Origin of the sequence: Mesorhizobium sp. Root695 (assembly GCF_001428185.1) — a bacterium.
In the GTDB taxonomy this organism is placed as follows: Bacteria; Pseudomonadota; Alphaproteobacteria; order Rhizobiales; family Rhizobiaceae; genus Mesorhizobium.
The window spans coordinates 92,956-114,437 of the sequence record NZ_LMHO01000046.1 but is presented as its reverse complement, the minus strand read 5'-3'; the positions used below and the strand labels follow the sequence as shown (position 1 = coordinate 114,437).

At 59.6% G+C, this 21,482-nt stretch carries 23 protein-coding genes and 2 pseudogenes; 11 read left to right on the top strand and 14 right to left on the bottom strand.

All coding sequences use genetic code 11. The features are described 5' to 3' along the window. The first annotated feature begins 236 nt into the window (after positions 1-236). Together ASD99_RS30895 and ASD99_RS30890 are read left to right on the top strand one after the other, a co-directional pair. A complete protein-coding gene (locus ASD99_RS30895) occupies positions 237-506 on the top strand; it encodes a hypothetical protein (RefSeq protein ID WP_056583229.1) in 270 nt (89 codons plus the stop codon). A 253-nt stretch (positions 507-759) separates the two neighbouring features. Next, positions 760-1,047: a DUF6522 family protein gene (locus ASD99_RS30890; protein ID WP_056583227.1), complete on the top strand. Its 288-nt coding sequence runs from the start codon at positions 760-762 to the stop codon at positions 1,045-1,047. A 191-nt stretch (positions 1,048-1,238) separates the two neighbouring features. Here the strand turns inward: ASD99_RS30890 and ric are convergent, their stop codons facing one another. Further along, positions 1,239-2,219, bottom strand: a complete 981-nt coding sequence (gene ric, locus ASD99_RS30885; RefSeq protein WP_244497972.1) for an iron-sulfur cluster repair di-iron protein — start codon at positions 2,217-2,219, stop codon at positions 1,239-1,241. Positions 2,220-2,274: 55 nt separating this feature from the next. Between ric and ASD99_RS35580 the strand changes: the two are divergent. Next, positions 2,275-2,680: pseudogene (locus ASD99_RS35580) on the top strand (IS5/IS1182 family transposase); the annotation flags it as partial. A gap of 41 nt (positions 2,681-2,721) precedes the next feature. Here the strand turns inward: ASD99_RS35580 and mog are convergent. From mog to ASD99_RS30860, 5 genes are read right to left on the bottom strand one after another with little or no spacing between them, the layout of a single operon-like run. Next, positions 2,722-3,228 carry a molybdopterin adenylyltransferase gene (mog, locus tag ASD99_RS30880; protein WP_057145954.1) on the bottom strand — a complete coding sequence of 169 codons (507 nt, stop codon included), beginning with the start codon at positions 3,226-3,228 and terminating at the stop codon, positions 2,722-2,724. A gap of 22 nt (positions 3,229-3,250) precedes the next feature. Continuing rightward, on the bottom strand, positions 3,251-4,150 hold the full coding sequence (ubiV, locus tag ASD99_RS30875) for a ubiquinone anaerobic biosynthesis protein UbiV (protein ID WP_057145953.1): 900 nt from the start codon (positions 4,148-4,150) through the stop codon (positions 3,251-3,253). Positions 4,151-4,154: 4 nt separating this feature from the next. Then, positions 4,155-5,153 carry a ubiquinone anaerobic biosynthesis protein UbiU gene (gene ubiU, locus ASD99_RS30870; RefSeq protein ID WP_056583218.1) on the bottom strand — a complete coding sequence of 333 codons (999 nt, stop codon included), beginning with the start codon at positions 5,151-5,153 and terminating at the stop codon, positions 4,155-4,157. Next, positions 5,150-5,698: a ubiquinone anaerobic biosynthesis accessory factor UbiT gene (gene ubiT, locus ASD99_RS30865; RefSeq protein WP_057145952.1), complete on the bottom strand. Its 549-nt coding sequence runs from the start codon at positions 5,696-5,698 to the stop codon at positions 5,150-5,152. The genes ubiU and ubiT overlap by 4 nt, the downstream gene beginning before the upstream one ends. 50 nt (positions 5,699-5,748) lie before the next feature. Continuing rightward, a complete protein-coding gene (locus tag ASD99_RS30860; RefSeq protein WP_244497982.1) occupies positions 5,749-6,363 on the bottom strand; it encodes a hypothetical protein in 615 nt (204 codons plus the stop codon). On the opposite strand from ASD99_RS30860, the gene ASD99_RS30855 reads away from it, so the two are divergent. Genes ASD99_RS30855 through ASD99_RS33005 form a run of 3 tightly spaced genes read left to right on the top strand, consistent with a single transcriptional unit; the run spans position 6,276 to position 8,702 of the window. Then, the gene (locus ASD99_RS30855; RefSeq protein WP_320410792.1) at positions 6,276-7,829 is read left to right on the top strand and encodes a UbiD family decarboxylase; all 1,554 of its coding nucleotides are present in this window, start codon (positions 6,276-6,278) and stop codon (positions 7,827-7,829) included. The genes ASD99_RS30860 and ASD99_RS30855 overlap by 88 nt on opposite strands. Next, the gene (locus ASD99_RS30850) at positions 7,826-8,410 is read left to right on the top strand and encodes a UbiX family flavin prenyltransferase (RefSeq protein ID WP_057145951.1); all 585 of its coding nucleotides are present in this window, start codon (positions 7,826-7,828) and stop codon (positions 8,408-8,410) included. Before ASD99_RS30855 ends, ASD99_RS30850 begins: the two co-directional genes overlap by 4 nt. A 37-nt stretch (positions 8,411-8,447) precedes the next feature. Then, the gene (locus ASD99_RS33005; protein ID WP_082525283.1) at positions 8,448-8,702 is read left to right on the top strand and encodes a DUF2249 domain-containing protein; all 255 of its coding nucleotides are present in this window, start codon (positions 8,448-8,450) and stop codon (positions 8,700-8,702) included. Between the two features lie 61 nt (positions 8,703-8,763). On the opposite strand, the gene ASD99_RS30845 is transcribed toward ASD99_RS33005, so the two are convergent. Together ASD99_RS30845 and ASD99_RS30840 are read right to left on the bottom strand one after the other, a co-directional pair. Further along, positions 8,764-9,240 (bottom strand): plastocyanin/azurin family copper-binding protein, encoded by a 477-nt coding sequence (locus ASD99_RS30845; RefSeq protein WP_057145950.1) that lies wholly within the window; start codon positions 9,238-9,240, stop codon positions 8,764-8,766. A gap of 152 nt (positions 9,241-9,392) precedes the next feature. Further along, positions 9,393-9,782 carry a hypothetical protein gene (locus tag ASD99_RS30840; RefSeq protein WP_057145949.1) on the bottom strand — a complete coding sequence of 130 codons (390 nt, stop codon included), beginning with the start codon at positions 9,780-9,782 and terminating at the stop codon, positions 9,393-9,395. A 319-nt stretch (positions 9,783-10,101) separates the two neighbouring features. Between ASD99_RS30840 and ASD99_RS30835 the strand changes: the two genes are divergently transcribed. Together ASD99_RS30835 and ASD99_RS30830 are read left to right on the top strand one after the other, a co-directional pair. Next, positions 10,102-11,259, top strand: a complete 1,158-nt coding sequence (locus tag ASD99_RS30835; RefSeq protein ID WP_056583206.1) for an NnrS family protein — start codon at positions 10,102-10,104, stop codon at positions 11,257-11,259. A gap of 198 nt (positions 11,260-11,457) precedes the next feature. Continuing rightward, complete coding sequence (locus ASD99_RS30830; RefSeq protein ID WP_244482762.1) at positions 11,458-12,960, top strand: PAS domain S-box protein; 1,503 nt, start codon at positions 11,458-11,460, stop codon at positions 12,958-12,960. 441 nt (positions 12,961-13,401) lie between these two features. On the opposite strand, the gene ASD99_RS34225 is transcribed toward ASD99_RS30830, so the two are convergent. The 3 genes and pseudogenes from ASD99_RS34225 to ASD99_RS30820 all read right to left on the bottom strand — a co-directional run bounded on the left by ASD99_RS34225 (position 13,402) and on the right by ASD99_RS30820 (position 14,639). After that, positions 13,402-13,545 carry a hypothetical protein gene (locus ASD99_RS34225; protein WP_164482338.1) on the bottom strand — a complete coding sequence of 48 codons (144 nt, stop codon included), beginning with the start codon at positions 13,543-13,545 and terminating at the stop codon, positions 13,402-13,404. Between the two features lie 159 nt (positions 13,546-13,704). Next, positions 13,705-14,165, bottom strand: a pseudogene (locus ASD99_RS30825) (RrF2 family transcriptional regulator). Between the two features lie 60 nt (positions 14,166-14,225). Beyond that, positions 14,226-14,639 (bottom strand): group III truncated hemoglobin, encoded by a 414-nt coding sequence (locus ASD99_RS30820; RefSeq protein WP_244482761.1) that lies wholly within the window; start codon positions 14,637-14,639, stop codon positions 14,226-14,228. 653 nt (positions 14,640-15,292) lie between these two features. Between ASD99_RS30820 and ASD99_RS30815 the strand changes: the two genes are divergently transcribed. After that, the gene (locus ASD99_RS30815) at positions 15,293-16,828 is read left to right on the top strand and encodes an FAD-dependent oxidoreductase (RefSeq protein ID WP_057145948.1); all 1,536 of its coding nucleotides are present in this window, start codon (positions 15,293-15,295) and stop codon (positions 16,826-16,828) included. Positions 16,829-16,905: 77 nt separating this feature from the next. Beyond that, positions 16,906-17,202: a hypothetical protein gene (locus tag ASD99_RS30810; protein WP_156389121.1), complete on the top strand. Its 297-nt coding sequence runs from the start codon at positions 16,906-16,908 to the stop codon at positions 17,200-17,202. A gap of 112 nt (positions 17,203-17,314) precedes the next feature. On the opposite strand, the gene ASD99_RS30805 is transcribed toward ASD99_RS30810, so the two are convergent. From ASD99_RS30805 to ASD99_RS30795, 3 genes are all read right to left on the bottom strand, one after another. After that, positions 17,315-17,896, bottom strand: coding sequence for a Tim44/TimA family putative adaptor protein (locus ASD99_RS30805; protein ID WP_162256738.1), 582 nt, complete (start codon positions 17,894-17,896; stop codon positions 17,315-17,317). A 100-nt stretch (positions 17,897-17,996) separates the two neighbouring features. Then, positions 17,997-19,592 carry a cytochrome c oxidase subunit I gene (gene ctaD / locus ASD99_RS30800; RefSeq protein WP_056583195.1) on the bottom strand — a complete coding sequence of 532 codons (1,596 nt, stop codon included), beginning with the start codon at positions 19,590-19,592 and terminating at the stop codon, positions 17,997-17,999. A gap of 99 nt (positions 19,593-19,691) precedes the next feature. Next, positions 19,692-20,354 (bottom strand): 5-formyltetrahydrofolate cyclo-ligase, encoded by a 663-nt coding sequence (locus ASD99_RS30795; RefSeq protein ID WP_082525290.1) that lies wholly within the window; start codon positions 20,352-20,354, stop codon positions 19,692-19,694. Positions 20,355-20,479: 125 nt separating this feature from the next. Between ASD99_RS30795 and ASD99_RS30790 the strand changes: the two genes are divergently transcribed. Next, the gene (locus tag ASD99_RS30790) at positions 20,480-21,325 is read left to right on the top strand and encodes a LysR family transcriptional regulator (RefSeq protein WP_056583409.1); all 846 of its coding nucleotides are present in this window, start codon (positions 20,480-20,482) and stop codon (positions 21,323-21,325) included. Positions 21,326-21,482 lie beyond the last annotated feature (157 nt).

Genomic DNA, 21,482 nt, shown 5'->3' with positions numbered 1-21,482 from the left:
ACACGAAAGCTCGCTGTTGCCCCATGCTTGTCGAGGGCCTTATACTTATCGTCGTCGGCATGATCTTCGTCATCTGCTTAGCCTGACCCGACATGCCGATACGCGACAGGATGTCAGCGACTGGCCCCTGTAGGCGAGCGCAGAGGGATTCAGGGGCGGGGGCAGCGTCACGCAAGCTTGAGGGCCTGTATTCTTATGTTGGCTAAGGCACAGAGTGAACCAAGCGCGGGTGTAATATGCTTGGGGATTTGATCGCCGCGCTGGACCAGCCAGAGGTGGTCGCCAGTGTCCTGTCGACTCTCCATCCCGAACTCGCCACAAAGGTCGCTGAACGCGCAGCACAAGCATCGATGTCCGTCGGGGACTTTTCAGCTGGAGCCGTGCGAACGTTTCTCGACGAAGCCGACGATGATCTCTGGTTCCAGCTTCTAACGCTGATGCGCAAATCAGAAGATCCCGGCCTTTCGGCTGTACAAACAATCTTGCAGTGGGTCGTGACAGCCTAGGCATCATGCGCTTCGATGCCCGTCCGCTCGTTCGTCGGCATGCGGGCCGCGCCGTCAGCTTCCGCGCGACATTCCAAGATTCCTTGTAATGTCGAATATTAAGATATATATTTAGTGTATCTTATGTCGGGAGGTGGCCGTGCGATGACCCACGGCCGTTGTGGGAATCGTTCCCGCCAGTGATCCTCCGGAATGGATCAGTTGCGGCTCCGGCCACGGTTCGTCAAAGGCTTTCTGATTCGCGGGTGGACCTATGCAAGTCGAGATCGACACGGACGAGATTCTCATCGACGCAAGATTGCTTGCCGATTTGCTACGTCTCGATCCAACGGCGGTGCACTCACTGCTGAGAACACAAGAGATTACATCTCTCTGTGAACGCGGGATTGGCGAGCACGAGGGCGAATATCGACTGAGCTTCTTCTACGGCAATCGCCGCGCGCGTGTGAGCATTGATGCCGCCGGCAACGTGTTACGGCGCTCGATGATCGACTTTGGCCAAGCTGTCCTACCGCGCCAATTGCATCGCTCAGGCCGATAGCGGACGGTGCCCATGCCCGTTGAAATGCGTGAACTAAGCCTCTTTTCATTCGCTTAAAAACAGACCGGTAGGCCAGTTGGCGTTAACGGCAACAGTGGCAGCACGGCGACTACCGGGTCCAGCGCCAAGCTTGTCAGTCGAAGATTCGCCAAGCGATTTACATTGCTGCAGTCGCTATTAACGTTGGGCGGCTAGGCACGGCTTTCCGTTGCCGCGAACCGCGGGAACAGGATGTTGTTCTCCAGGTGGATGTGCTCCATCAGGTCCTCGGCAAGCTGGGCCGTGCCGACGTACAGCGCCTGCCAGGAGCGGCAAGCTCCATCTGGCGTGGCGAAGTCATCGGTGAGGCTTTCGAGGAGCCGAAGCAAGGTCCCCTGGTCATCGTGCTCGTGCCGCAGTTCCGAAATCGGGATATCGAACTTGCCTTTGTCCCACTGCCGCATTGCCGGAAACAGAATAGCCTCTTCCTTGGCCATGTGCTGCTCCAGTGCGCTCTGCATCTGCCGTAACGCATCGGAAAGGCCGGCCGGCACCTTCGGATGCTCGCGATGCACCGCCTCAACCTTACGCGACAGGGCGATGAGCTCGGGCAGAGCGCGGCGGTGCGCCTCGTGGTAGCAGGCTTCGATGTGGTCGATCAGTTCATCGCTGTCCATCGCAGCTGGTGCGGCCGTGTCCCCGGCGCCGGTACCAAGCGCCTCCAGCGCGCGCTCAAGCTCGTCGGGATCGACTCCGCGCCGGTGCGCGGCGCCATCAAGGGTGAGATCGCCGTTGCAGCAGAAGTCGATCTTGAATTTGCGGAAAACGGCGGTGGCGCCAGGCAGCGTAGCGGCTATGTCGCCGACTGTGCGTTCCCATAATTCTGGACCTGGGAATTGGGTGTTCATAACGAAGCTCCATGCATTTTCAACACAACGGCTTTGAAACTCAGAGCGAACTCTTCGCTCCGTCGCGAGGGCGAAATAGTGCCAGCCGTTGGGACCATGAATTGTCCAGATAGAGGTCCTAGTCTTTGCGCTGGAACAAAGAGGGGCAAAATGCATTTCTTGCGCGCGTTCCTTAATCGGGCATGGATCGTTCATGTGTGGCGATGGCTGCCGTTTGTCTGCCGATTGCCCATCGAAGCGCGGAAGCACAAAGGTGGACAGCCAGGGGACCACGTCGGGTTCCACCGCGCACTACCGCCAAGGTCCCAAGGCAGCAAGCTGTCTTCAAGCGCTAAACAAGGGGTCTGACGACCAGGCCGTTGGCCGTTCCCGCGGGGACCTGAGCACCATATGGGCCGTACGAGGTCTCTCCTGCCGGGTGCGCTTCATCCTGATCGCCGACCACCGGGGTTAGGCCGCAGGCTTATCCCTTGATCGACGGCGCGCCAAAGTCGTCATGGCCGACGCTGCCTAAGACGCCGATCGCCTGCGCCAAGTGATCGCAGACAAAGACGCCGTGGCTGCATCCCAAGACAACCGTCGCGGACTCAAAGATACCCTGTCGACGTTCACATTGCGCCTAACCCCACCGGATCGGATGTTGCTTCTCAAAGCTCAACAGTTCCGACGCGTCGCAACTCGCTTGAGAAAACAGCAGGGAACTTGCTGCGGTCGCTCTCGCAGCTACGATCCTATGGATCAGATAACTGTCCACAACTCCAAATCTAAAGGCCATATCGGCGCGAGATCATCCGAGCATCGCTGGATCCGCTATGATTGGCGCTGCTCCTATCAGTTCGAGACAGTACGGCACGGCAGGAAATACGGAGTTCAGACACACGTCGATCGACGCCGGTTTACCGGGCAGGTTTATGATCAGCGAACGACCGCGCACTCCAACTGTTTGACGTGAAAGGATGGCTGTGCCGACGTGCCGCGAACTGGCCCGCCGCATGAGTTCGCCAAAACCGGGAAGCTCCTTCGTGATGACCTGCTGCATGGCTTCGGGAGTAAGATCCCTCGGAGAAGGGCCGGTTCCTCCCGTTGTTAGGATCAGATCAACTCCGCCCTGGTCGCAAAGCTCGACGAGCACATCCCGAACACTCTCGAGACCATCGGGGATAATGCGACGGATGAAAGCGCAGGGTGTCGTCACGACACGGCGAAGCCAGCGCTCGATGGCAGGCCCGCCAAGATCTTCGTAGTCGCCGCGGCTTGCACGGTCCGACACCGTGATGATTGCAATCTGGGTCATTTTTTCCGTTCGAAATCCGTCTTCAGATCGAAGCGGTTGTTTGCCATCCGGGCTTGCCAAGGGCGTATCCGTCGACCAGCCTGCCGGGCAGATCGAGGCACGAAAGGATAAAGCGGGCACCCTTGGGATCCTCTCTCCCATCGGCAAGCGCTCTATAGGTCTTCGCCACCTCGACCATGTCGCACGTGTGCGGAGACAAGCGGATACGCCGGACGCTTCTGGAGGTGACATCCGCGGGTGCCGGGCAGAAGGCCTGCACCTGGTTGGAGAGCGTCTGCACGCCATTGATCGCGAGAAACTGCTGGTCGTCGAGCGTGTCGACGGCAAGACCATCCGGGTCTCGTTCGCAGATAAACTGACAGGAATCCTTGTGAAGGCCGTTGATGCGCGCGTGATAGCATCGGCCGGAAAGCGCGAGCGGCAGCCGACCGAAGACGAAAATCTCGAATTCCGCCTCGGGACATACGCCGGCCATGGCGCCGACGGCGGSGAGCGACAATTCCACGGGTGGGCATATCGTTGTGGCACCGCGCTGGATCAGGAACCGCGCGGAAGCCTCATTGTAGACGTTCAGGAACGGACCGGTCACGAAGGGCTTGCCGGAGCGTGACGGCAGGGCGGTGACATCGTTGATCTCCACCAGCCGCTCGTCGGTGCAGAGATCCGCGATGCTTCTGCGCTCTCGAACGGTTGCCGGCGCCGCCAGCGTGGACAGCACCACTTCCTTTCCCGCACCCTCGAGGCGTTCGATGATCTCAGGCCATGCCGGGTCGGAAAACGGCATCCGCTTGCCGCATACGACTTCGCCGACATGGACGCGGTCGATCGGAGCCTCGTCTGCTATCCTGCGGTAGAAGTCCAAGAGGCGGTCAGGCGACCAGTGGAAGAACACCGGCCCAAGCGTCAACGCAATTGCGGACAAGATGCTATCTCCACTTCTTGCTGTACGCTCCTGCCGTCTGCCGGGACCCTTCCGACTGACCGGCAAGGATCCGATCGATCTCGATCGCGTCGCCACCTTGCCCGACGGCGTCGACGGCCTTCCGGAAGGCATGGACCACTTCCGTCACGTAACCTTTGCCGCGCTGGCGTCCTTCGATCTTCAAGGCGGTTACGCCGGCGGCTTTCAGCCCGGCAATCATCCCGCCGGCGTTCAGGCTGACGGGATCCTCGAACAAATAGGAGGTCTTGCCGCCGGCTTTGAATTTGCCTTTGCATAAAGTGGGGTAGCCCACTGGCTCGCCAGGCTCGTAGCGGTCGATCGTGAACCCTGAAAGCCGTGCCGCCGTGCTGTTCGGCTCGTCGTCGTAACTCACCATTTCGGGTGGCGAACAGACGCCATTCAGATTTGGCGATTTTCCTGTCGCGTATGAAGAGAGATAGCATCGGCCTTCGATCATCACGCAAAGGCCGCCGAACACGAATGCTTCCGTTTCCACTTCGATCGCACGGTTGAGCGCCGCGATCTCCTGAACAGAAAGCACCCGCGGCAGCACGACGCGACGGATGCCGAAACTGGTCGCGTAGAATCCGATTGCTTCTGGCGTCGCGGCCGCTGCCTGTACGGAGAGATGAAGACGAACTTGCTTGTGGTTTTTCGCGACGTGATCGAGGACGGCGATGTCCGCCGCGATGATCGCGTTTGCGCCGCATTCAGCCGCCGTGTCCGCGGCCTTCTTCCACAGGTCGACATCATTGACCCGCGCGAAGGTGTTGATAGCGACCAGAACCTTGCTACCGTGGTCATGCGCGAAGCGGACGCCCTCGGCCAGTTCTTCCCTGGAGAAGTTGAGTCCCGGGAAATTCCGGGCATTCGTTTCGTCGCGAAATCCGCAATAGACTGCGTCCGCGCCTGCCTGGACGGCTGCCCTCAACGTAGCGGGGGTTCCGGCCGGGCAGACAAGTTCCATGCGTCCGCTTTTCATGCCACTGGTGCCTTGCGTCTGGAGTTGCGATCGGCCATTTGGCGTGCGACGCTCAATGCGCCGAGAATGCCCGTATCGGCGAAACGAGCTAGAAAGCCACGCAGGCCGAGTAAGTCCGCGGGGCTAAGCTCGGCGTCCTCGATTGTGTTCCTCAGCGCGAGCACCGCCTCCGTGCGGCCGCTGATCGAGATGATCCGGCTGAAGAAAAGCGCATCGCCATCCAGCGTGCCGTCGAGCAGGCTCAACAGTGTCAGAATAGGTCCCCTGATCTGGACGCTTGATGTCGCGGCCTCACTTTTCCTGACGACACGAACGATCGAGCGCTCCGCGTCCGGCACGACGGTAAATGCGAAGGCGAGGTCGACCGGGTCGATGAAATAGCAAGCTGTTCGATGTTCGCCGAGGCGCTCGAACAATCGAGGCTGTCGCCCGGCCAAAGAGCGCAAGGACAGCGTGAGCAGCGGCCCGAGTGGCAAGCCGGCGAAGGCCGGGAAAAGATGGCCAACGACCGCCGGCAATCTCGGTTCCGTGTTTCCCGCCACCATTCAGTGCATCCTTTCCATATGGGGGTCGCTCAAGCGGATTTCGCGGCGGATTACGTGCGGGGTCCGTTCTCGAGCAGATCTGCGAAATTCTGGCTGTTCGGACAGAAATCCTGATAGTGACTTTCGAAATCGAAGGCGGCCAGTTGGCTATGACACTGACGACGATGCTGGCAGGTGATGCAGATGCGTGACATGAAACGGTGCGCTTGCAGCGATTGGAAACTGTCCGGATCGATGCCGGCTGAACGCATCGCCGAAGAAAGCAGGTCTTCCGAGGCGTATGGCAACCGCATGGCATCGTCGAATTCGCTTCGCGATAGACCGATGTCATTCAAGATGCCTGTGCACTCATCCAAACCCATTGCCCAGAATTCTCTTGTCGCTGCCCTGCTCCGCCGGCGATCCGCAAGAAGGGAAATTACGGACCGCCAAGCTTCGACAGTTACGCTGATGAGATTGCCTGCCATGTGAAATCCCTTCGCCTCGATCGCCTTCCTCGGAAATGATGTGAGAAGGGAAAATAGAGGGGACGGATCGTTCGCTCTTTGCGCAAGCGCAAAGTTCTTCGTCAGCCCTGATGGCAAAATTAGTCGCCGACGAACCGGTCGGGCCGGATTTCGCCATGCATCACCGCTGCCTTCCCTTGTTTTCAGATCTCGACTCATTTCTTTCGTTCCTCGATCGGAACGGGCAGCTTCGTGAGGTTGGCGTGCCTGTTTCGACAAGGCTTGAACTGACCGAGATACATAGGCGCGTGATTGCCTCGAAAGGCCCGGCGCTCCGCCTTACGGCGCCTCTCGACGATCGCGGCGTCAGGTCAGCCTTTCCAGTCGTCGCAAATCTTTTCGGCACCCGGGAACGTGTAGCTTGGGGCCTTGGCACCGACCTTCATGGTCTAGAAACCCTCGGCGCGCTCCTTGCGTGGATGAGATCGCCTCAGGCCCCGCAGAACCTTCGTCAGGCCCGACAGATGTTGCCTATGGCGCGGGGTGCACTCGTGGCGCGGCCGAAGATCGTCTCCCCGCCTAGAGAGTGGCGAGACGCCGATCCAGATTTTTCGCTTCTTCCCGTCCAGACTTGTTGGCCGGGAGACGCCGGCCCCCTGATAACGTGGCCCGTGGTTATCACTCGCCCGCCTGGCGAGGACGACCCGAGCACATACAATCTGGGCATATACCGGATGCAGGTGCTAGCCCGCGATCGTGCGATCATAAGATGGCTTCCCATGCGAGGCGGAGCAGCACACCATCGTATTTGGCAGGCGAGGGGTCTTGAGATGCCGGTGGCGGTCGTCATCGGGGCGGACCCCGCCACGTTGATCGCGTCGGTGATGCCGGCGCCCGAAGGCGTCTCGGAACTCGCACTGTCCGGGATGATCAACAATCGCCGGGTCGGATTGGCGCCCTGCAAGAGCATCATGCTTCACGTGCCAACCAGTGCGGAAATCGTGCTTGAAGGTGTCGTCTCTCCAGCAGAGACAGCGCTGGAGGGACCCTTCGGCGATCACACCGGATATTATAACGCGCCGGAACGATACCCCGTATTCAACCTCAAGCGAGTCCGCGTCCGTGACGGGGCAAATTACCTGACAACGTTCACCGGGCGCGCGCCCGACGAGCCCTCGGTCCTCGGCGAGGCGCTGCTCGATGTCTACAAGCCGCTCCTGCGCCAACAAATACCGGAAATCGTCGACGTGTGGCTTCCGCCGGAAGCCTGCTCCTACAGGATTGCCGTTATCTCGATCGCCAAGAAGTACGCCGGACAGGCCAGGCGCGTGATGATGGGGTTCTGGTCCCTATTGCCACAATTCTCGATGACCAAGATGGTCGTCGTGGTTGACGACGACATCGACATTCGATCATGGCCGGACGTGATGTGGGCGGTCGCCACCCGCATGGATCCTTCGCGCGATCTGATGCAGGTGGATAGGACTCCTATCGACCAGCTCGATTTCGCGTCACCGCTCGAAGGACTTGGAGGAAAGATCGGATTCGATGCGACGCGCAAGATTGGATCCGAGACATCTCGCGAGTGGGGAAAGGAGCTGAGGATGTCAGCTACTATCGAGGAGCAGGTGTCCCAACGATGGAACGAGTTTTTTTCGCAGACGACCGCTCAGGGGCAACAATGACCAAACGGCTGATAATCGGTGTCACAGGTGCATCCGGCTCCGTGCTCGCGCTGGAAACCATTCGTCAACTGGTCAGGGCCGGGGTGGAGACTCATCTCGTCGTCTCCAAGGGGGCGCGATTGGCCATCCCTCATGAGCTCGGCACCGATGGCCTTGCCCAACTGACCTCCCTCGCCAACCACTCTTATTCCTATCAGGACTTGGCTGCACCCATCGCCAGCGGCTCTTTCAGAATGGATGGCATGATCGTCGTTCCCTGTTCGATGCGGACCTTGGCGGCTATGGCACACGGTTTAGGCGACAACCTTCTCACCAGGGCCGCCGATGTCAGCTTGAAGGAAAAGCGCCGGCTGGTCATCGTGCCGCGCGAGGCGCCGCTCCATGAAGGGCACCTCGACGCGATGCTGAGACTAGCACGGATGGGGGCAGTCATCGCACCGCCAGTACCGCCGTTCTATGTCAAGCTGGCCTCGATTGAGGAAATGGTCGTCGAGATGGCTGCCCGGCTGGTCGGCTGGGCGGGCGTCGACCCGGGCGACAAGCTCACGCGTTGGGGCGAAAAGAAAGTCGCCGCCGCGTGATCGTCCTGATGGATTGGCTCAACGGGCAAGGATTGCGATGAATTTCCTGCAGCCGAAAGGCGCGACATATGACGTACGGAAACTTCCACCTGAAAGGAAGCAGTCCGCCGTCTTGTCAATGTTCGACGGACTCAAACCCGGTCAGACATTCGTGGTCGTTCTCGATTTTGATCCCGACAAACTCAGGCGTCAGTTCGGAGCCTTCTTTGCTGGCGAACACATCTGGGTTTGCCTTAGACCGGGGCCACCAGAATGGCTGATCGAGATAGGAAGACCTCGACCTGCGCAGTGATGTCGAACTCTACGAAAAGAGGTCGCACACGCCGATCGACCTGATCTGGTTACCTCGGGACTCAGTTGGCGGTGACCGTGAGGGCCCCCTTCATTCCAAGCTCGTAATGACCCGGTATCAGGCAGGCGAAGTCGAACCGGCCGGCGCTGGTGAAGGTCCAGACGATCTCACCTTTTCCCTGGGGACCGACGCGGATTGCATTGAGGTCGGCATGTTCCATGTCGGGAAGCCTCTCCATCCCGGCCCTATGCTCCATCACCTGCTCATGCGTATCCATGACAAATTCGTGGTCGTATTCGCCTTCATTGGTGAAGGCCAGACGCACCGTCTCGCCCTTTTTCACGGTGACTGAAACCGGATCGAACGCCATTGATCCATCTTCGTTCTCGACCATGCTGATCGCGATGGTACGGTCTGCTTTGGCGTTCATGCCCCGGTGACCGATAATCATCATTTCATGGCCGTCATGAGTGCCGGAATGCATTCCCGCCGCAAGCGCCGGCGCGGCGAAGAGGATCATGGCGACTGTCGGCATCATGCATTTCTTCACGCGATTTCTCCTTTGCGAAATGTGTTGAGTTTCACTCATGCCGGAGGTGGCCGCAGGCTCTGTTCGGACCGCGATCGACGATCCCCGGAACAGGATCGGTAGGGACGCCTGCAGCCTCGCCAGCTCTTGCGGTTGATCACCTATGGCCTGGTCGGCACCGCCGACAAACTGAGTTGCCGCATTGAGAAGGCACCTTCCTTTGCAGTGCTCGCGATATCGTCAAACAGGAGTGCGAGATCCATATAGACGCTGCGATCCCGTTCGGCTGCGCCCATTTCATCGAGATCCTGCAAGAAGAAGAGAATGGCTTCTATGCGCTCGCGTTGACTGCGGGCATTGGCAAGATGTTCGCGTGCCGCGCGCCGGACTTCCAGAGCCGTAAATCGCGCCAGCGTCTCGTCGAGCCTGGAACGGCACTCGCAGTCGAGTCGGGCGTCCTTGATCAAATTTGCCAACCGACCGATAACGGCCACGTCGGCAAAGCTCCGGGTGCCGCCATCAATGCTACTCAATGGAACGTTCTGCTTCATATCTTCTTCGCTCCTATCGCACGGCCAATCAAATCTGCCAGCGTCCGGTTTAGCCGTCAGCACACCGCAAGGCAGACGTTTCGCGGCCGGTCGCAACGCGAACAGACGCAGCCCGCCTTTCCAGTTGGCCGACCGGTCCCGAAAATTGTTTTTGACTATAATCGACCATTTTGCAGCCTGTTTGCGCTGGAGCAAACACGGAGATCGATCATTGACGGTATTGCCGTTGGATTGAGTTTTTTCCGACCGCCGATTTTTGCGAGTTGCGAAGCGGAACGAGGATGTCGTGTCAGTTATCTCCCTCTAGAGGAATTGTTGCATGGCTGCTGACCGGAGTGTGCCCGCTTTCGATGCGAAGCGGATGTCGGTACCGTTTCGGCCTTTCTTTCTCATCGCGGGATTGGACGCGATCGTAGGCGCGGCGGTCTGGCTGCCCTCAGCGTTCGGAATGCCGGCCATGGGCTCGACCGGGATTTCTCCCGGCGATTGGCATCGTGACGTGCTTCTGTTCGGGATGGTTCCAGCCATCCTGACAGGTTTTCTGTTGACGGCTCTCCCTCGATGGACAGGACGTCGTGCAGTGTCGCCGCTCACCACGCATTTGCTGGTCGCTCTATGGCTGTGCAGCCGGGGGACTTTCCTGTTCCTGTCGCATCCGGCCGGGCTTGCCCTCTCGGCGTTGTTGGTCCTGACGCTCCTCTTGATCGCGGCGGGACATGTGATCGCCAGCCGGGATCGCCGCAACCTGAAGATAGTATTTCTGCTGCTTATCTTCTGTGGCAGCAACGTGCTCACGGCAGCGTCCTACCAGGTAGAATTTGCACTGCGACTAGCCCTGGCTGCGATCATCGGCCTCCTCATGGTCATCGGAGGACGGGTCGTGCCGGCTTTGACCATGGCTTACGTCGAAAGCGTCGACGGCCGGATCTTCATCGATCGCTCCGCTGTTCTTGAGTACGCGGCAGCGGTCGTGGCGGCATGCGCCCTTGGTTCGTGGGTTGTTGCGCCGCAGGCACAATTCACCGGCCTTGCCTGCGCCTTTGCCGCCTGCAGTCAGGTGATGCGAGTCGCCCAGTGGAAAGGATGGCGAATGGTGGCGTCGTCGTCAGTTCTCGCTCTTCATATTGGGTACGTCTGGATCACCGTCGGTTTCGGGCTTCTGACGATCCACATTTTCGCCCCTGCAAGGCTAGGGGAGGCTGTTGCCGTTCATGCCTGGACGATCGGCGCCATCGGCACGATGGCTCTAGCCATCATGGCGAGCATGATCCGCAAGCACAGCCGCCGCGCCTTCGAGACCTCGGTTCTTGCGACTGGTGCGTTCGTAGCGATGACAATTTGCTGCCTGTCGCGCCTCCTGGTCGAATTTCTGCCCGTCTACGGCGTCGCTTTAACGAGCCTTGCAGGCATGTTGTGGGTTGCCGGCTTCGGCCTGTTTCTCATGGCTTTCCGTACAATGCTCATGCCGCGCATATGAGGCAACGTGCCTGTGCGAGCGTACGATCGAGAACTACCTGCCGGGCCAAACCGTCGGAATCCTTTGACGGATGTCCGCCGGGTTCCGTCAGAAGCCAAGTTGTTTGATCTTGAGCAACGTTCCTGGCGAGATTCTGCTTCATTAGGACGGCCTGTACAGCTTTGATGTGGCAGCCTGAGGGTCTCGATGACCACGAGAATGAACCGCATCCAGGACCCGTTGTCGCTGGCTGAGGCGGCAAAGCAGCGCTTGATCGGTAGCGCGATGAGAAGGCGGATTTCGGGCTATACGCTCGCAGCGGGGCTCGTCTTTGCCGCGTTCGTGATCCGGCTTGCCCTGTCGCACTCCTTGGGTGTCAACGCCCCATTCCTGTTCTTTCTGCCGACTGTAGTCATCGCGGCAGCGGTCGGCGGGTTCAGTCCGGGATTACTGGCGGCCCTTTTAGGATTCGTTGGCGGCATGGTGTTCGTGCCCTTGTATGACGGCGTTGATTTTGCCGAGGGCGTCAACGTCGCTGCCTATTGGGGGATATGCGTGTTGCTGGCGTGGTTCGGACAGCGGCTCCATAGCGCCCAAGAACGGGCGAAGACGCGCGCCGACGAACTCGCTGCCCGTGAGGCGAATCTACGGTCGATCCTTGAAACCGTGCCGGACGCAATGGTCATCGCCGGCGAACACGGTGTCATCGAGTCCTTCAGCAGGACGGCGGAACAGCTGTTCGGCTATGCCGCGGAGGAGGTCGTCGGCCGGAGCGTGTCCATCCTAATGCCGTCTGTCGTCCGCGGCGAGCACGACAGCTACATCCAGCGATACCTGGCGACTGGACGAAGGCATGTCATCGGAAAGGGGAAGACCGTTACGGCCGAGCGCAAGGACGGGAGCATTTTCCCAATCGAGCTTGTCGTCGGAGAGGTGGCCAGTGGAGATATGCGGTTTTTCACGGGCTTCATCAGGGATTTGACGGAGCGGCGGAAGGACGAGGCCCGCATGCAGGAACTGCAGGCAGAGCTGGTTCACGTCTCTCGCCTGAGCGCCATGGGGGAAATGGCCTCAAGCCTGGCGCACGAAGTGAACCAGCCGCTTTCGGCCATTGTGAACTACCTCAGCGGAGCTCGCCGTCTGCTGTCCGATCCGTCAATGAAGAACCTGCCGCTCATCGAGACGGCTTTCAAAGATGCGGCTGACCAGGCGCTGCGGGCCGGCGACATCATCAGACGGCTGCGCCAATTCGTGTCGCGAGGTAAGGTGGTGCATCAGGGCGACAGCCTGTCCGAGATTGTCGGCGACGCGGTCGGGCTGGTTCTCGTCGGGAGCCATGGGCAGAATGTCGCCTTGCGTATCGACCCGTTGGCAGACCGTGTCGTCTGCGACCGGATACAAGTGCAACAAGTCCTGGTGAACTTGATGCGCAACGCGATCGAAGCGATGCAGGGTTCTGATCGTAAGGAACTCGCAGTCGCATCCACGCCAGCGCAGCGGGACATGGTGGAAGTCAGCGTGTCAGACACTGGCCCGGGCCTGCCGGAAGATGTGGCGCAGCGCCTGTTCGAGCCCTTCGTGACCAGCAAGCCGACCGGAATGGGGGTCGGTCTATCCATCTGCCGGACCATCGTTGAGAGCCATGGCGGGAGGATCTGGTCGGAACAGCGTCCAGAGGGCGGTTGCGTCTTCCGGTTCACGCTGCCCCAGGAATCCTGTTGACGTTGTGGATGTCCGTACGCCCTATCTTCCAATGGAAGTGAAGTCCGATCCGCGAGCACTGACCGAGTTGCTCCGCAAACTCCCACCTCACGCCGAGCGCACCGGATACGACGGTCGCCATCTCCAACTGGCACTGGCATGAACTTAAACGGGTCGGATTGCCGTTGTCTTAATTGATGCTCGACATGCGAAGGGGGTGCTTTCAGTTCGAGTGAGCAAAAGTGATGAGAACGATGCCCTCGGCCTAAGAGACAGGGCGAGACCTCGGTGGCCTTCAAAAAACGCCCCACAGGCCAATCGGGCCGAACGCGCGATTCCCTGCAAACCCCTCTCTACGGAAGATCGTTGATCTTTTCCGAATAAACCGAAGAAGACTGGTCTTTCCAACTCCGAACATCGGGCTCGCCGACTATCCACCGCATCGCTAATTCCGAAAATAGTCTAGACAAACATCATGACGATGATCGCGCCGATGACGATCAGAACAAGCCCTCCGATCAGCATCGGCAACAGACTGTTGTCCGGGTCGATACCAGATTCAAACTGTTTTGTTACCGTCTCTTCGTTCTTCTTTGGTTCAACCATGGCTCATCTCCATCCGAGGAAAAGCGGCATGCGTCCGGTAAAGGGGCAGCGCCTGCGTAGGTGACTGTGACGGTCGTCTGCTCCGTCTTCAAATCGATCCGGTGCTCTTGATTCTTCGCGGCGCAACATTTTGTCTCCGATCAAAAGGAGAGGTCGACCTTACCCGCCGCTTTGCGCCACGCCGGAAACTTGGGGTGGTGACGGCCTGCCGAGGAAATCTTGAGGCATCAGTGCGACGTCGGCCAGCGTGTAGAGGTCAAGGATGCTGTGGAAGGAGGCTATCGCGTCGCCAAACATGCTTGAAAGCTTGCAAGAGCCGGTGAGCACGCATTGGTTCCCGGTGGCAAAGCACTCCACAACCGCGAAATCCGGCTCGGTCAGCCGTATGACATCGCCGATCCGGATCATCTCGGGCCGGAGCCCAGAACAAGGCCGCCGGAACGGCCGCGCACCGCCTTCAGATAGCCGCCGCGAGTCAGGGTGTTGGCGACTTTGTTGAGGTGTGTCTTCGACACCTTGAAGATGCGGGCAGTCTCCTCGATCGTGATCAGGCGATCACCAGCGCAGGCGGCGTACATCAGCATCCTCAAAGCATAGTCCGAGAAGTTGGTCAGCCTCATGGGCGGGTCCTCTCTTGGGTTGGCGCGCCGTCACCGGAACCACTCACAACCAATTCGTCATCACAGGTCTTTCTCGGCAATCGGTTCGATGCCAATCGTGGTCTCGCCGCGACTGAAGGCGACTGCAAGACGAAAGCTGTGAGCGATGCGCAGCGCGCGATCGATGAACAGCGCCGCGACGTCGGGCGGGCAGATGCCATGCACCGTGGCGCGAAACAATTTCAGCCAACGGCGGAAATGCACCTCGCCAAGACCAGCTATCGCCAGGTGTGGCGGCAGTGGCCGCCCTTGATATCGGGCCGTCCGCAACAGTGTCGCCGACCAGAAGTCACACATCTTTGCCAGATGATGCGGCCACTCGTCGGGCTGTATCCTCTGCTGGAAGATAGGACCGAGAAGTTCATCGCGGCGAATCCCGTCGTAGAAGCCGTGAACCACATTATGGATCATGGTCTCGTCAAGCAGATCCGGCAACGGGACGCCGTCAATGATGATCGTTCTCTTGCTCCGACTGTTCCCGCTCATGTGCGCGCTCCCATTTCCGCAAGGCCAAGGCGGCTTTTGGCATCACGCCAGACACATCCAGACTGCCACACGGGTTCGGTTCTCATTGTGTTTGGCAATAGACTCGAGCAAGCATCCCAACTAAAACATACATTGTCAATGTGTGTTTTAGAAACACGATCATGACGGTGGACGCAAATGCATTTCGGCAAGGCTTGCGTTGAACCGCACTCTGCTGAAGGCCGAGGCTCATTCGGAGTGCTCATGGCATTGGCAGGTTGGGCATTCCGCATGGAGCGCCATCACCCCTCTCGATGCCAAACAGGCCGCGATCACATCACAGGCGCCGATATCGAGGCCGGGCCACCGACGGCGCTCCGAACCTTGCCAGACACCCGCTCACCGACGGGCCTCTTTCTGGCGCAAGAGGGGGCAAGCGATCCTGTAGATGCGCCGGACCGCCTGTTCCTATCATTAAATTTGCACGCAACCGCCGATTAAATTCGTTTGCACGATGTCGGGAATAGCGAGAAGCTACCGTTGAACTCAAAGATTACCTGAAGAATTCCCGCTTCTCGATTGCAGAGGACGTCTCCGATCCTGGATCCTCAAGGGAGAAGGCAATGACCCAAGACCAAAGCAAGCCGACCGGACCGGATCTGTTCCGGGGCATCGCGTTGTCCGATCTTCCCGATGGTGCAAAGCTTGTCGGTCATTGCGGCGACGAGCAGGTTTTGTTGGTGCGTCGCGGGGCCGAGGTCTTCGCCATTGGCGCGACATGCACACATTACGGTGGGCCGCTCGCTGACGGTCTTGTGGTGGAGGATACCGTCCGGTGTCCCTGGCATCACGCGTGTTTCGATTTACGCACAGGCGAAGCCTTGCACGCCCCTGCCTTCAACCCACTCGCTTGCTGGTCGGTGGAAGAACGCGATGGTCGACTATTCGTGGGCGAGAAGCGCAAAAGGACGGCTCCAGAACGGCGTGATGCAAGCTCAGGCAAGGTTCCAGAGAAAATCGTTATTGTCGGCGGCGGGGCAGCTGGTTTCGCAGCCGCCGAAACACTGCGGCGCGAACAGTACCAGGGCAGCATCGTCATGATCAGCGATGACCAAGCGCCTCCCGTCGACCGACCGAACCTCTCCAAGGACTACCTCGCCGGAAAGGCACCGGAGGATTGGATTCCGCTCCGCGGGGAGAAGTTCTACTCAAAAAACGACATCGACCTGCGTCTCAATACGAAGGCCGTTCACATCGACCTGCATTCCAGCGAGGTTGTCCTCGCGGATAAAGGCACGGTTCCTTACGACAGGCTGCTGTTTGCCACGGGGGCCGAACCGGTGCGCCTCACCATTCCCGGCGCCGACCAGCCACACGTTCACACGCTGCGCTCGTTCGCGGATTGCAAGGCGATCATCGAGCGAGCGACGATTGCGCGCAGCGCCGTCGTGCTTGGCGCCAGTTTCATCGGCCTGGAGGTTGCCGCGGCCCTGCGCTCGCGCGGTATCGACGTTCATGTCGTGGCGCCGGATAAACGACCCATGGAACGGGTCCTCGGTCCGCAAATGGGCGACTTCATCCGCGCACTCCACGAGGAGAATGGCGTCGTATTCCATCTCGGGGACACCGCGAGTAGCATCGATGGTAGCAGGGTTAACCTCACCAATGGTGGTACGTTGACGGCGGACCTCGTCGTCGCCGGCATTGGCGTGCGACCGCGGATCGGGCTCGCCGAGAAGGCCGGGCTGGTCGTTGACCACGGCGTTGTTGTGGACGCTTTTCTGGAGACGAGCGAGCCAGGGATCTTCGCGGCCGGCGACATTGCGAGATGGCCAGATCCTCACAGCGGCGAGAACATTCGCGTCGAGCATTGGGTGGTTGCCGAGAGACAGGGGCAGACTGCGGCCCGGAACATGCTCGACCATCGGGAGAAATTCGCGGCCGTGCCGTTCTTCTGGAGTCAGCATTACGACGTTTCCATCAACTATGTCGGTCATGCCGGGCAATGGGATGAGATCGCGGTCGATGGAGACATCACAGCCAAGGATTGCCTGCTCCACTTCAAACGCGCAGGGCGCACACTGGCTGTCGCCTCGATCTTTCGCGACATCGAAAGTCTAGAGGCCGAAGTGGAAATGGAGCGCCAAATGGCAAATTAGCAAGCACTCTCGGGCACGGGAGAGCGTAGCCAGTATGACGGAACGGTGTGCCATCGCGACAGAGAGGAGTTTGACTGATGTCCACAATGCAACAGGAACTTGACACTAACAACGGTTTGTACGCGGTTGCACCTACTCAGCATTATTCAAAGATCGTCAAGTTCACTAAGGACGTCGCCGACGAGGCGTCCGACGATACGCCAACCTCGGTTGAAATCTTCTGCGACAGCGGCCACTGGTATTGCCGGGTCTGTCGCGGCGATGCAAAGACCCGGCCGATGGGACCCTATACCAAACAACAGGCTGAGAGGATCCAGGAAGCTCGGAGATTGTTGATCGCCGAAAGAGGTACCGCTCGGATCATGTTCGAGTAACCGAGGATTCACGAGCACGCCGGCCGGCGCCCTTCTCACAGCAATGATCGTCCGGGTGGACGGCTCATCAGCCATCGGCTGTCAGGCGGACTTATCGGAACGGCACATGCTGTCATTCGCCGTCCGTGGCGATCAACATCCAATTCAGCTTCGTTGACGGGATTTCACAGGCGAACGTCCACGTATCGATCACCTCGACGATCTGCTCGGGATCGCCGGCGACGATCGCATCGTTGGCCGAGCGGGTAACGCTGACCACGTCGGAAACGAAGCGAACAACAATCTCAGCGGTACCGTCCTCCTCGAGAGTATCGACGACCTTCGCTTCGCTGGTGCCGATGAAGGTGAGATGCAGTGTCTCCTCGTGATCCCGGCGTCCGGCAATGGCTCGCTCGAAGGTATCAAGCACTTCCGGCCCGACAAGGCGCTTCAACGTCTGGATGTCACTGTCCACATAGGCCCGCAGGATAGTTTCATAGGCTGTCCTGGCGCCGGCCAGAAACGCGGCGACGTCGAAATCCAGGTCGATCTTTCGAATCCCCTCCGAGGAGGTGTCGGCGGAGGAAGTGTGTTCGGCACCGCTGGTCCGCCTGTCCGTCGGCGCATCGTCTCGCTTGGCCTTGTCTTCTCCCGAACGCGGCAGAAGTTGATCCCAAATGCCCAGCAACGCCCAATAGAACGCGATGATCGCCACGAGCAGGATCTGGTTGTTTGGATCTGCGGTCTCATTCATGTCGTTCTCCCGACAAAATATCGAAGTGACAGCAGGCGCCGATTTGGAGCAGGAGGCGAAGCTAGAGAATGCGCGGCAGCTTCTCCCACTGATGGAAGGGCGGCGGCGATGGCAGTTGCCATTCGAGCGTGGTCGCCCCTTCGCCCCAAGGATTGGCGCCAGCCTGGCGTCCGCGGCTGAAAGCTTCCGCCACCGTGATGAAGAAGACGACTAGTCCGGCCGTTGAAATGTAGGACCCGATCGAGGAAATGAAATTCCAGCCGGCAAATGCGTCGGGGTAGTCGGCATAGCGTCGCGGCATGCCGGCCATGCCCAGAAAATGCTGCGGGAAGAAGACGAGGTTGACGCCGATGAACATCAGCCAGAAATGCAGCTTGCCCAGCGTTTCGCTGTACATGAAACCAGTCATCTTCGGGAACCAGTAATAAAAGCCGGCGAAGATGGCGAAGACCGCGCCCAAGGACAGCACATAGTGGAAGTGGGCGATCACAAAATAGGTGTCGTGCAGCGAGCGGTCGATGCCGGGGCTAGCGACCATGATCCCGGTGACGCCGCCAATGGTGAAGAGCAGAACAAAGCCGAGAGCCCATAGCATCGGCGTCTTGAACTCGATCGATCCTCCCCACATGGTCGCCAGCCACGAAAACACCTTCACCCCGGTTGGAACGGCGATGACCATCGAGGCGAAGGCGAAGTAGCGCTGGGTGTCGGCGGACAGGCCAACCGTATACATATGGTGAGCCCAAACCACGAAACCGATCGCGCCGATCGCCACCATCGCATAGGCCATGCCGATATAGCCGAAGATCGGCTTCTTGGCGAAAGTCGAGATGACATGGCTGATGATGCCGAAGCCGGGCAGGATCATGATGTAGACTTCGGGATGGCCGAAGAACCAGAACAGATGCTGGTACAGGATCGGATCGCCGCCGGCTTCGGGCACGAAGAAAGTCGTGCCGAAGTTGCGGTCCGTGAGCAGCATCGTGATCGCGCCGGCAAGCACGGGCAGCGACATGAGAAGCATGAAGGCGGTGACCAGCATCGACCAGGCAAACAGAGGCATCTTGTGCATTGTCATGCCGGGTGCGCGCATGTTGAAAATGGTCGTAATGAAGTTGATCGCACCGAGGATCGATGACGCTCCTGCAAGGTGGATCGAAAGGATGACGAGGTCGACGGCAGGGCCGGGCTGGCCTGAGGTCGACAGTGGCGGATAGAGCGTCCAGCCACCGCCATGGCCGAGCGTGCCGGGTGCTCCTGGAACGAACATCGAGGTGATGAAGAGGATAAACGACATCACCAACAGCCAGAAGGAAATGTTGTTCATGCGCGGAAAAGCCATATCGGGCGCGCCGATCATGATCGGCACCATCCAATTGCCGAAGCCGCCGATCAGCGCCGGCATGAGGACGAAAAAGATCATGACCAGGCCGTGGGCGCTGACGACGACATTGTAGACAGAGGGGTCGGCGAATATCTGCAGCCCCGGTTCCTGAAGCTCCATCCGGATCAGCACCGAGAACGCGGTGCCGAGTACTCCTGCCATGATCGAGAAGATCAGATAAAGCGTCCCGATATCCTTGTGGTTGGTCGAGAGCAGCCACCGGACGAGAAACCGGGGCCTGTGATCATCCAAGGTCGTGGCTGGATTAGACATGGTGTGCTTCCTGCTCTTCACTGCTGGCAGGCAAGACGGCCTCGACGATGGACGGCATCCGCGATCCTCCGTCACGAGGGGATCAGGCCTTGCCTGCACTCATTCATCCGTGACGATCACATCCATCGGAATGTCGTGTGGCTGAGGATAGATGGTCTCGATCCTGCTGCCGGCGTAACCCACGCCCACGACGAGCGGCCTCTTCGGCGCGGCGGCCAGGGTCCGGTCGAAGAAGCCGCCGCCATACCCCAGGCGATAGTTGGCCTGGTCGAAACCGACAACAGGCGCGATGACCACATCTGGCTGGACCGATGGCCCGTGTGACGGGACAAGAATGTTCCAGATGCCGCGTTCAAGCGGGTCTCCCGGCCCCCAGATACGAAACTCCAGCGGCCAGCCCTTCTTGATGACGACCGGCAGCGCGATTCGCCCGCCGCGCTCGATCACCTTTATCGCCCAGTTGCGGAGATCGGGCTCGCCGCGGAATGGCCAGTAGCCGCTGACGATCCGCCCGCTCACCCGGCCGACAGCCAGGTCGAGAGCGGAAGCGATACGTGAAGACCTCGCATTGCGTTCCTCGGCGTCGATCGCGAGACGCTCATCGATCAGGCGCTTGCGTTCCGCCTTGCGCCATCGACAGACGTCGGGCCATGCGTCCTGAACGGCCGGCTCAGTGCCGTACCCGGGGACAAGCTCATGCATGAAGCATGGCGGAGAGGCGTATTCTCTCGTCTCCGGGTAAACATCCTCCTGATCAGACATCGCACGCTCCATATCCGTTGCAGCCGAGACCCGCATACGTGGACGTTGCGCTGCGTAAAACAGGAAGGCAAACGGAATTAAATGCTGTATTAGTGCAAGATTATTGCACTAATATGGACGCTGTGATGGACATCGACCGCGCGCGCACGTTTTTGGAAATCGTCCATTCCGGTAGCTTTCTGAGAGCCGCCGACCGACTCCACGTCACCCAGACAACTGTCAGCGCGCGGATACGCACGCTGGAGGAAGAGCTTGGACGCCAGCTCTTCATCCGCAACCGCAATGGCGCGCAACTGACGCCGGCGGGCCGGGAGTTCGAGCGATTTGCCCAGTCATTCGTGCAAATCTGGGAGCGGGCACGGCACCAGCTCGCCATCCCATCGGGGCGGACAAGCGTCGTTGCCCTGGGCGGAGAGCTCAGCCTGTGGAATCCGCTGCTGCTCGACTGGCTGGTCTGGATGAAGGGGGCCAGGCCGGAAATCGCCATCCAAGCCCAGGTCGGTGTGCCGGACCAGCTCATCGAGCAGCTCAGGACTGGCGTCCTGGACATTGCGGTGCTCTATGCGCCGAAGCTGCTGCCGGGTTTCAGGGTAGAGCTTCTGGTCGAGGAGCAGCTCGTCCTGGTTCGGACCACGGACCGAGACGGGGAACCGGTCGGCCCCAGGGACTATGTCTATGTAGACTGGGGGCCGCTATTTGCGGCCCAGCATGGTGCCAGTTCCTCTGCCTTCGGCGAGCCGGGATTGATGGTCGGCCTTGGTCCGCTCGGGCTGAGCTATATCCTGCGCGCCGGCGGAATGGGTTATTTCCGCAGGGGCGCGGCAGCTCCCCATATAGAGGCGGGGCAGTTGGAGGTGGTAGAAGGCGCGCCGGAATTCACCTATCCGGCCTATGCAGTCTATCCGGAAGCAGGCGAGGCGCGAGCCGACGTGCAGGAGGCGCTACGCGGATTGAAGCAAGTTGTGAAATGATCGTCCCTCCAGGCGCGAAGCCATGGTTCGCGTGACTGGAAGGATGGTTCGACACGGATTGACCGAGCATGCCTTGTCTGTTCCACACCATCGGTTACTAGACTCGGTCGATTGCTGAATCCGTCGCCCTGCTGCGGGTTGGAGAGATCGCCCTGAC

What these genes read in the sequence shown, in the direction of transcription:
- ASD99_RS30895 (WP_056583229.1), top strand. Translation starts at nt 237, where the DNA reads ATGCTTGGGGATTTGATCGCCGCGCTGGACCAGCCAGAGGTGGTCGCC.
- ASD99_RS30890 (WP_056583227.1), top strand. Translation starts at nt 760, where the DNA reads ATGCAAGTCGAGATCGACACGGACGAGATTCTCATCGACGCAAGATTG.
- mog (WP_057145954.1), bottom strand. Translation starts at nt 3,228, where the DNA reads ATGACCCAGATTGCAATCATCACGGTGTCGGACCGTGCAAGCCGCGGC.
- ubiU (WP_056583218.1), bottom strand. Translation starts at nt 5,153, where the DNA reads ATGAAAAGCGGACGCATGGAACTTGTCTGCCCGGCCGGAACCCCCGCT.
- ubiT (WP_057145952.1), bottom strand. Translation starts at nt 5,698, where the DNA reads ATGGTGGCGGGAAACACGGAACCGAGATTGCCGGCGGTCGTTGGCCAT.
- ASD99_RS30855 (WP_320410792.1), top strand. Translation starts at nt 6,276, where the DNA reads ATGGCAAAATTAGTCGCCGACGAACCGGTCGGGCCGGATTTCGCCATG.
- ASD99_RS30860 (WP_244497982.1), bottom strand. Translation starts at nt 6,363, where the DNA reads ATGAGTCGAGATCTGAAAACAAGGGAAGGCAGCGGTGATGCATGGCGA.
- ASD99_RS30850 (WP_057145951.1), top strand. Translation starts at nt 7,826, where the DNA reads ATGACCAAACGGCTGATAATCGGTGTCACAGGTGCATCCGGCTCCGTG.
- ASD99_RS33005 (WP_082525283.1), top strand. Translation starts at nt 8,448, where the DNA reads ATGAATTTCCTGCAGCCGAAAGGCGCGACATATGACGTACGGAAACTT.
- ASD99_RS30845 (WP_057145950.1), bottom strand. Translation starts at nt 9,240, where the DNA reads ATGATGCCGACAGTCGCCATGATCCTCTTCGCCGCGCCGGCGCTTGCG.
- ASD99_RS30840 (WP_057145949.1), bottom strand. Translation starts at nt 9,782, where the DNA reads ATGAAGCAGAACGTTCCATTGAGTAGCATTGATGGCGGCACCCGGAGC.
- ASD99_RS30835 (WP_056583206.1), top strand. Translation starts at nt 10,102, where the DNA reads ATGGCTGCTGACCGGAGTGTGCCCGCTTTCGATGCGAAGCGGATGTCG.
- ASD99_RS30830 (WP_244482762.1), top strand. Translation starts at nt 11,458, where the DNA reads ATGAACCGCATCCAGGACCCGTTGTCGCTGGCTGAGGCGGCAAAGCAG.
- ASD99_RS34225 (WP_164482338.1), bottom strand. Translation starts at nt 13,545, where the DNA reads ATGGTTGAACCAAAGAAGAACGAAGAGACGGTAACAAAACAGTTTGAA.
- ASD99_RS30815 (WP_057145948.1), top strand. Translation starts at nt 15,293, where the DNA reads ATGACCCAAGACCAAAGCAAGCCGACCGGACCGGATCTGTTCCGGGGC.
- ASD99_RS30810 (WP_156389121.1), top strand. Translation starts at nt 16,906, where the DNA reads ATGTCCACAATGCAACAGGAACTTGACACTAACAACGGTTTGTACGCG.
- ctaD (WP_056583195.1), bottom strand. Translation starts at nt 19,592, where the DNA reads ATGTCTAATCCAGCCACGACCTTGGATGATCACAGGCCCCGGTTTCTC.
- ASD99_RS30795 (WP_082525290.1), bottom strand. Translation starts at nt 20,354, where the DNA reads ATGTCTGATCAGGAGGATGTTTACCCGGAGACGAGAGAATACGCCTCT.
- ASD99_RS30790 (WP_056583409.1), top strand. Translation starts at nt 20,480, where the DNA reads ATGGACATCGACCGCGCGCGCACGTTTTTGGAAATCGTCCATTCCGGT.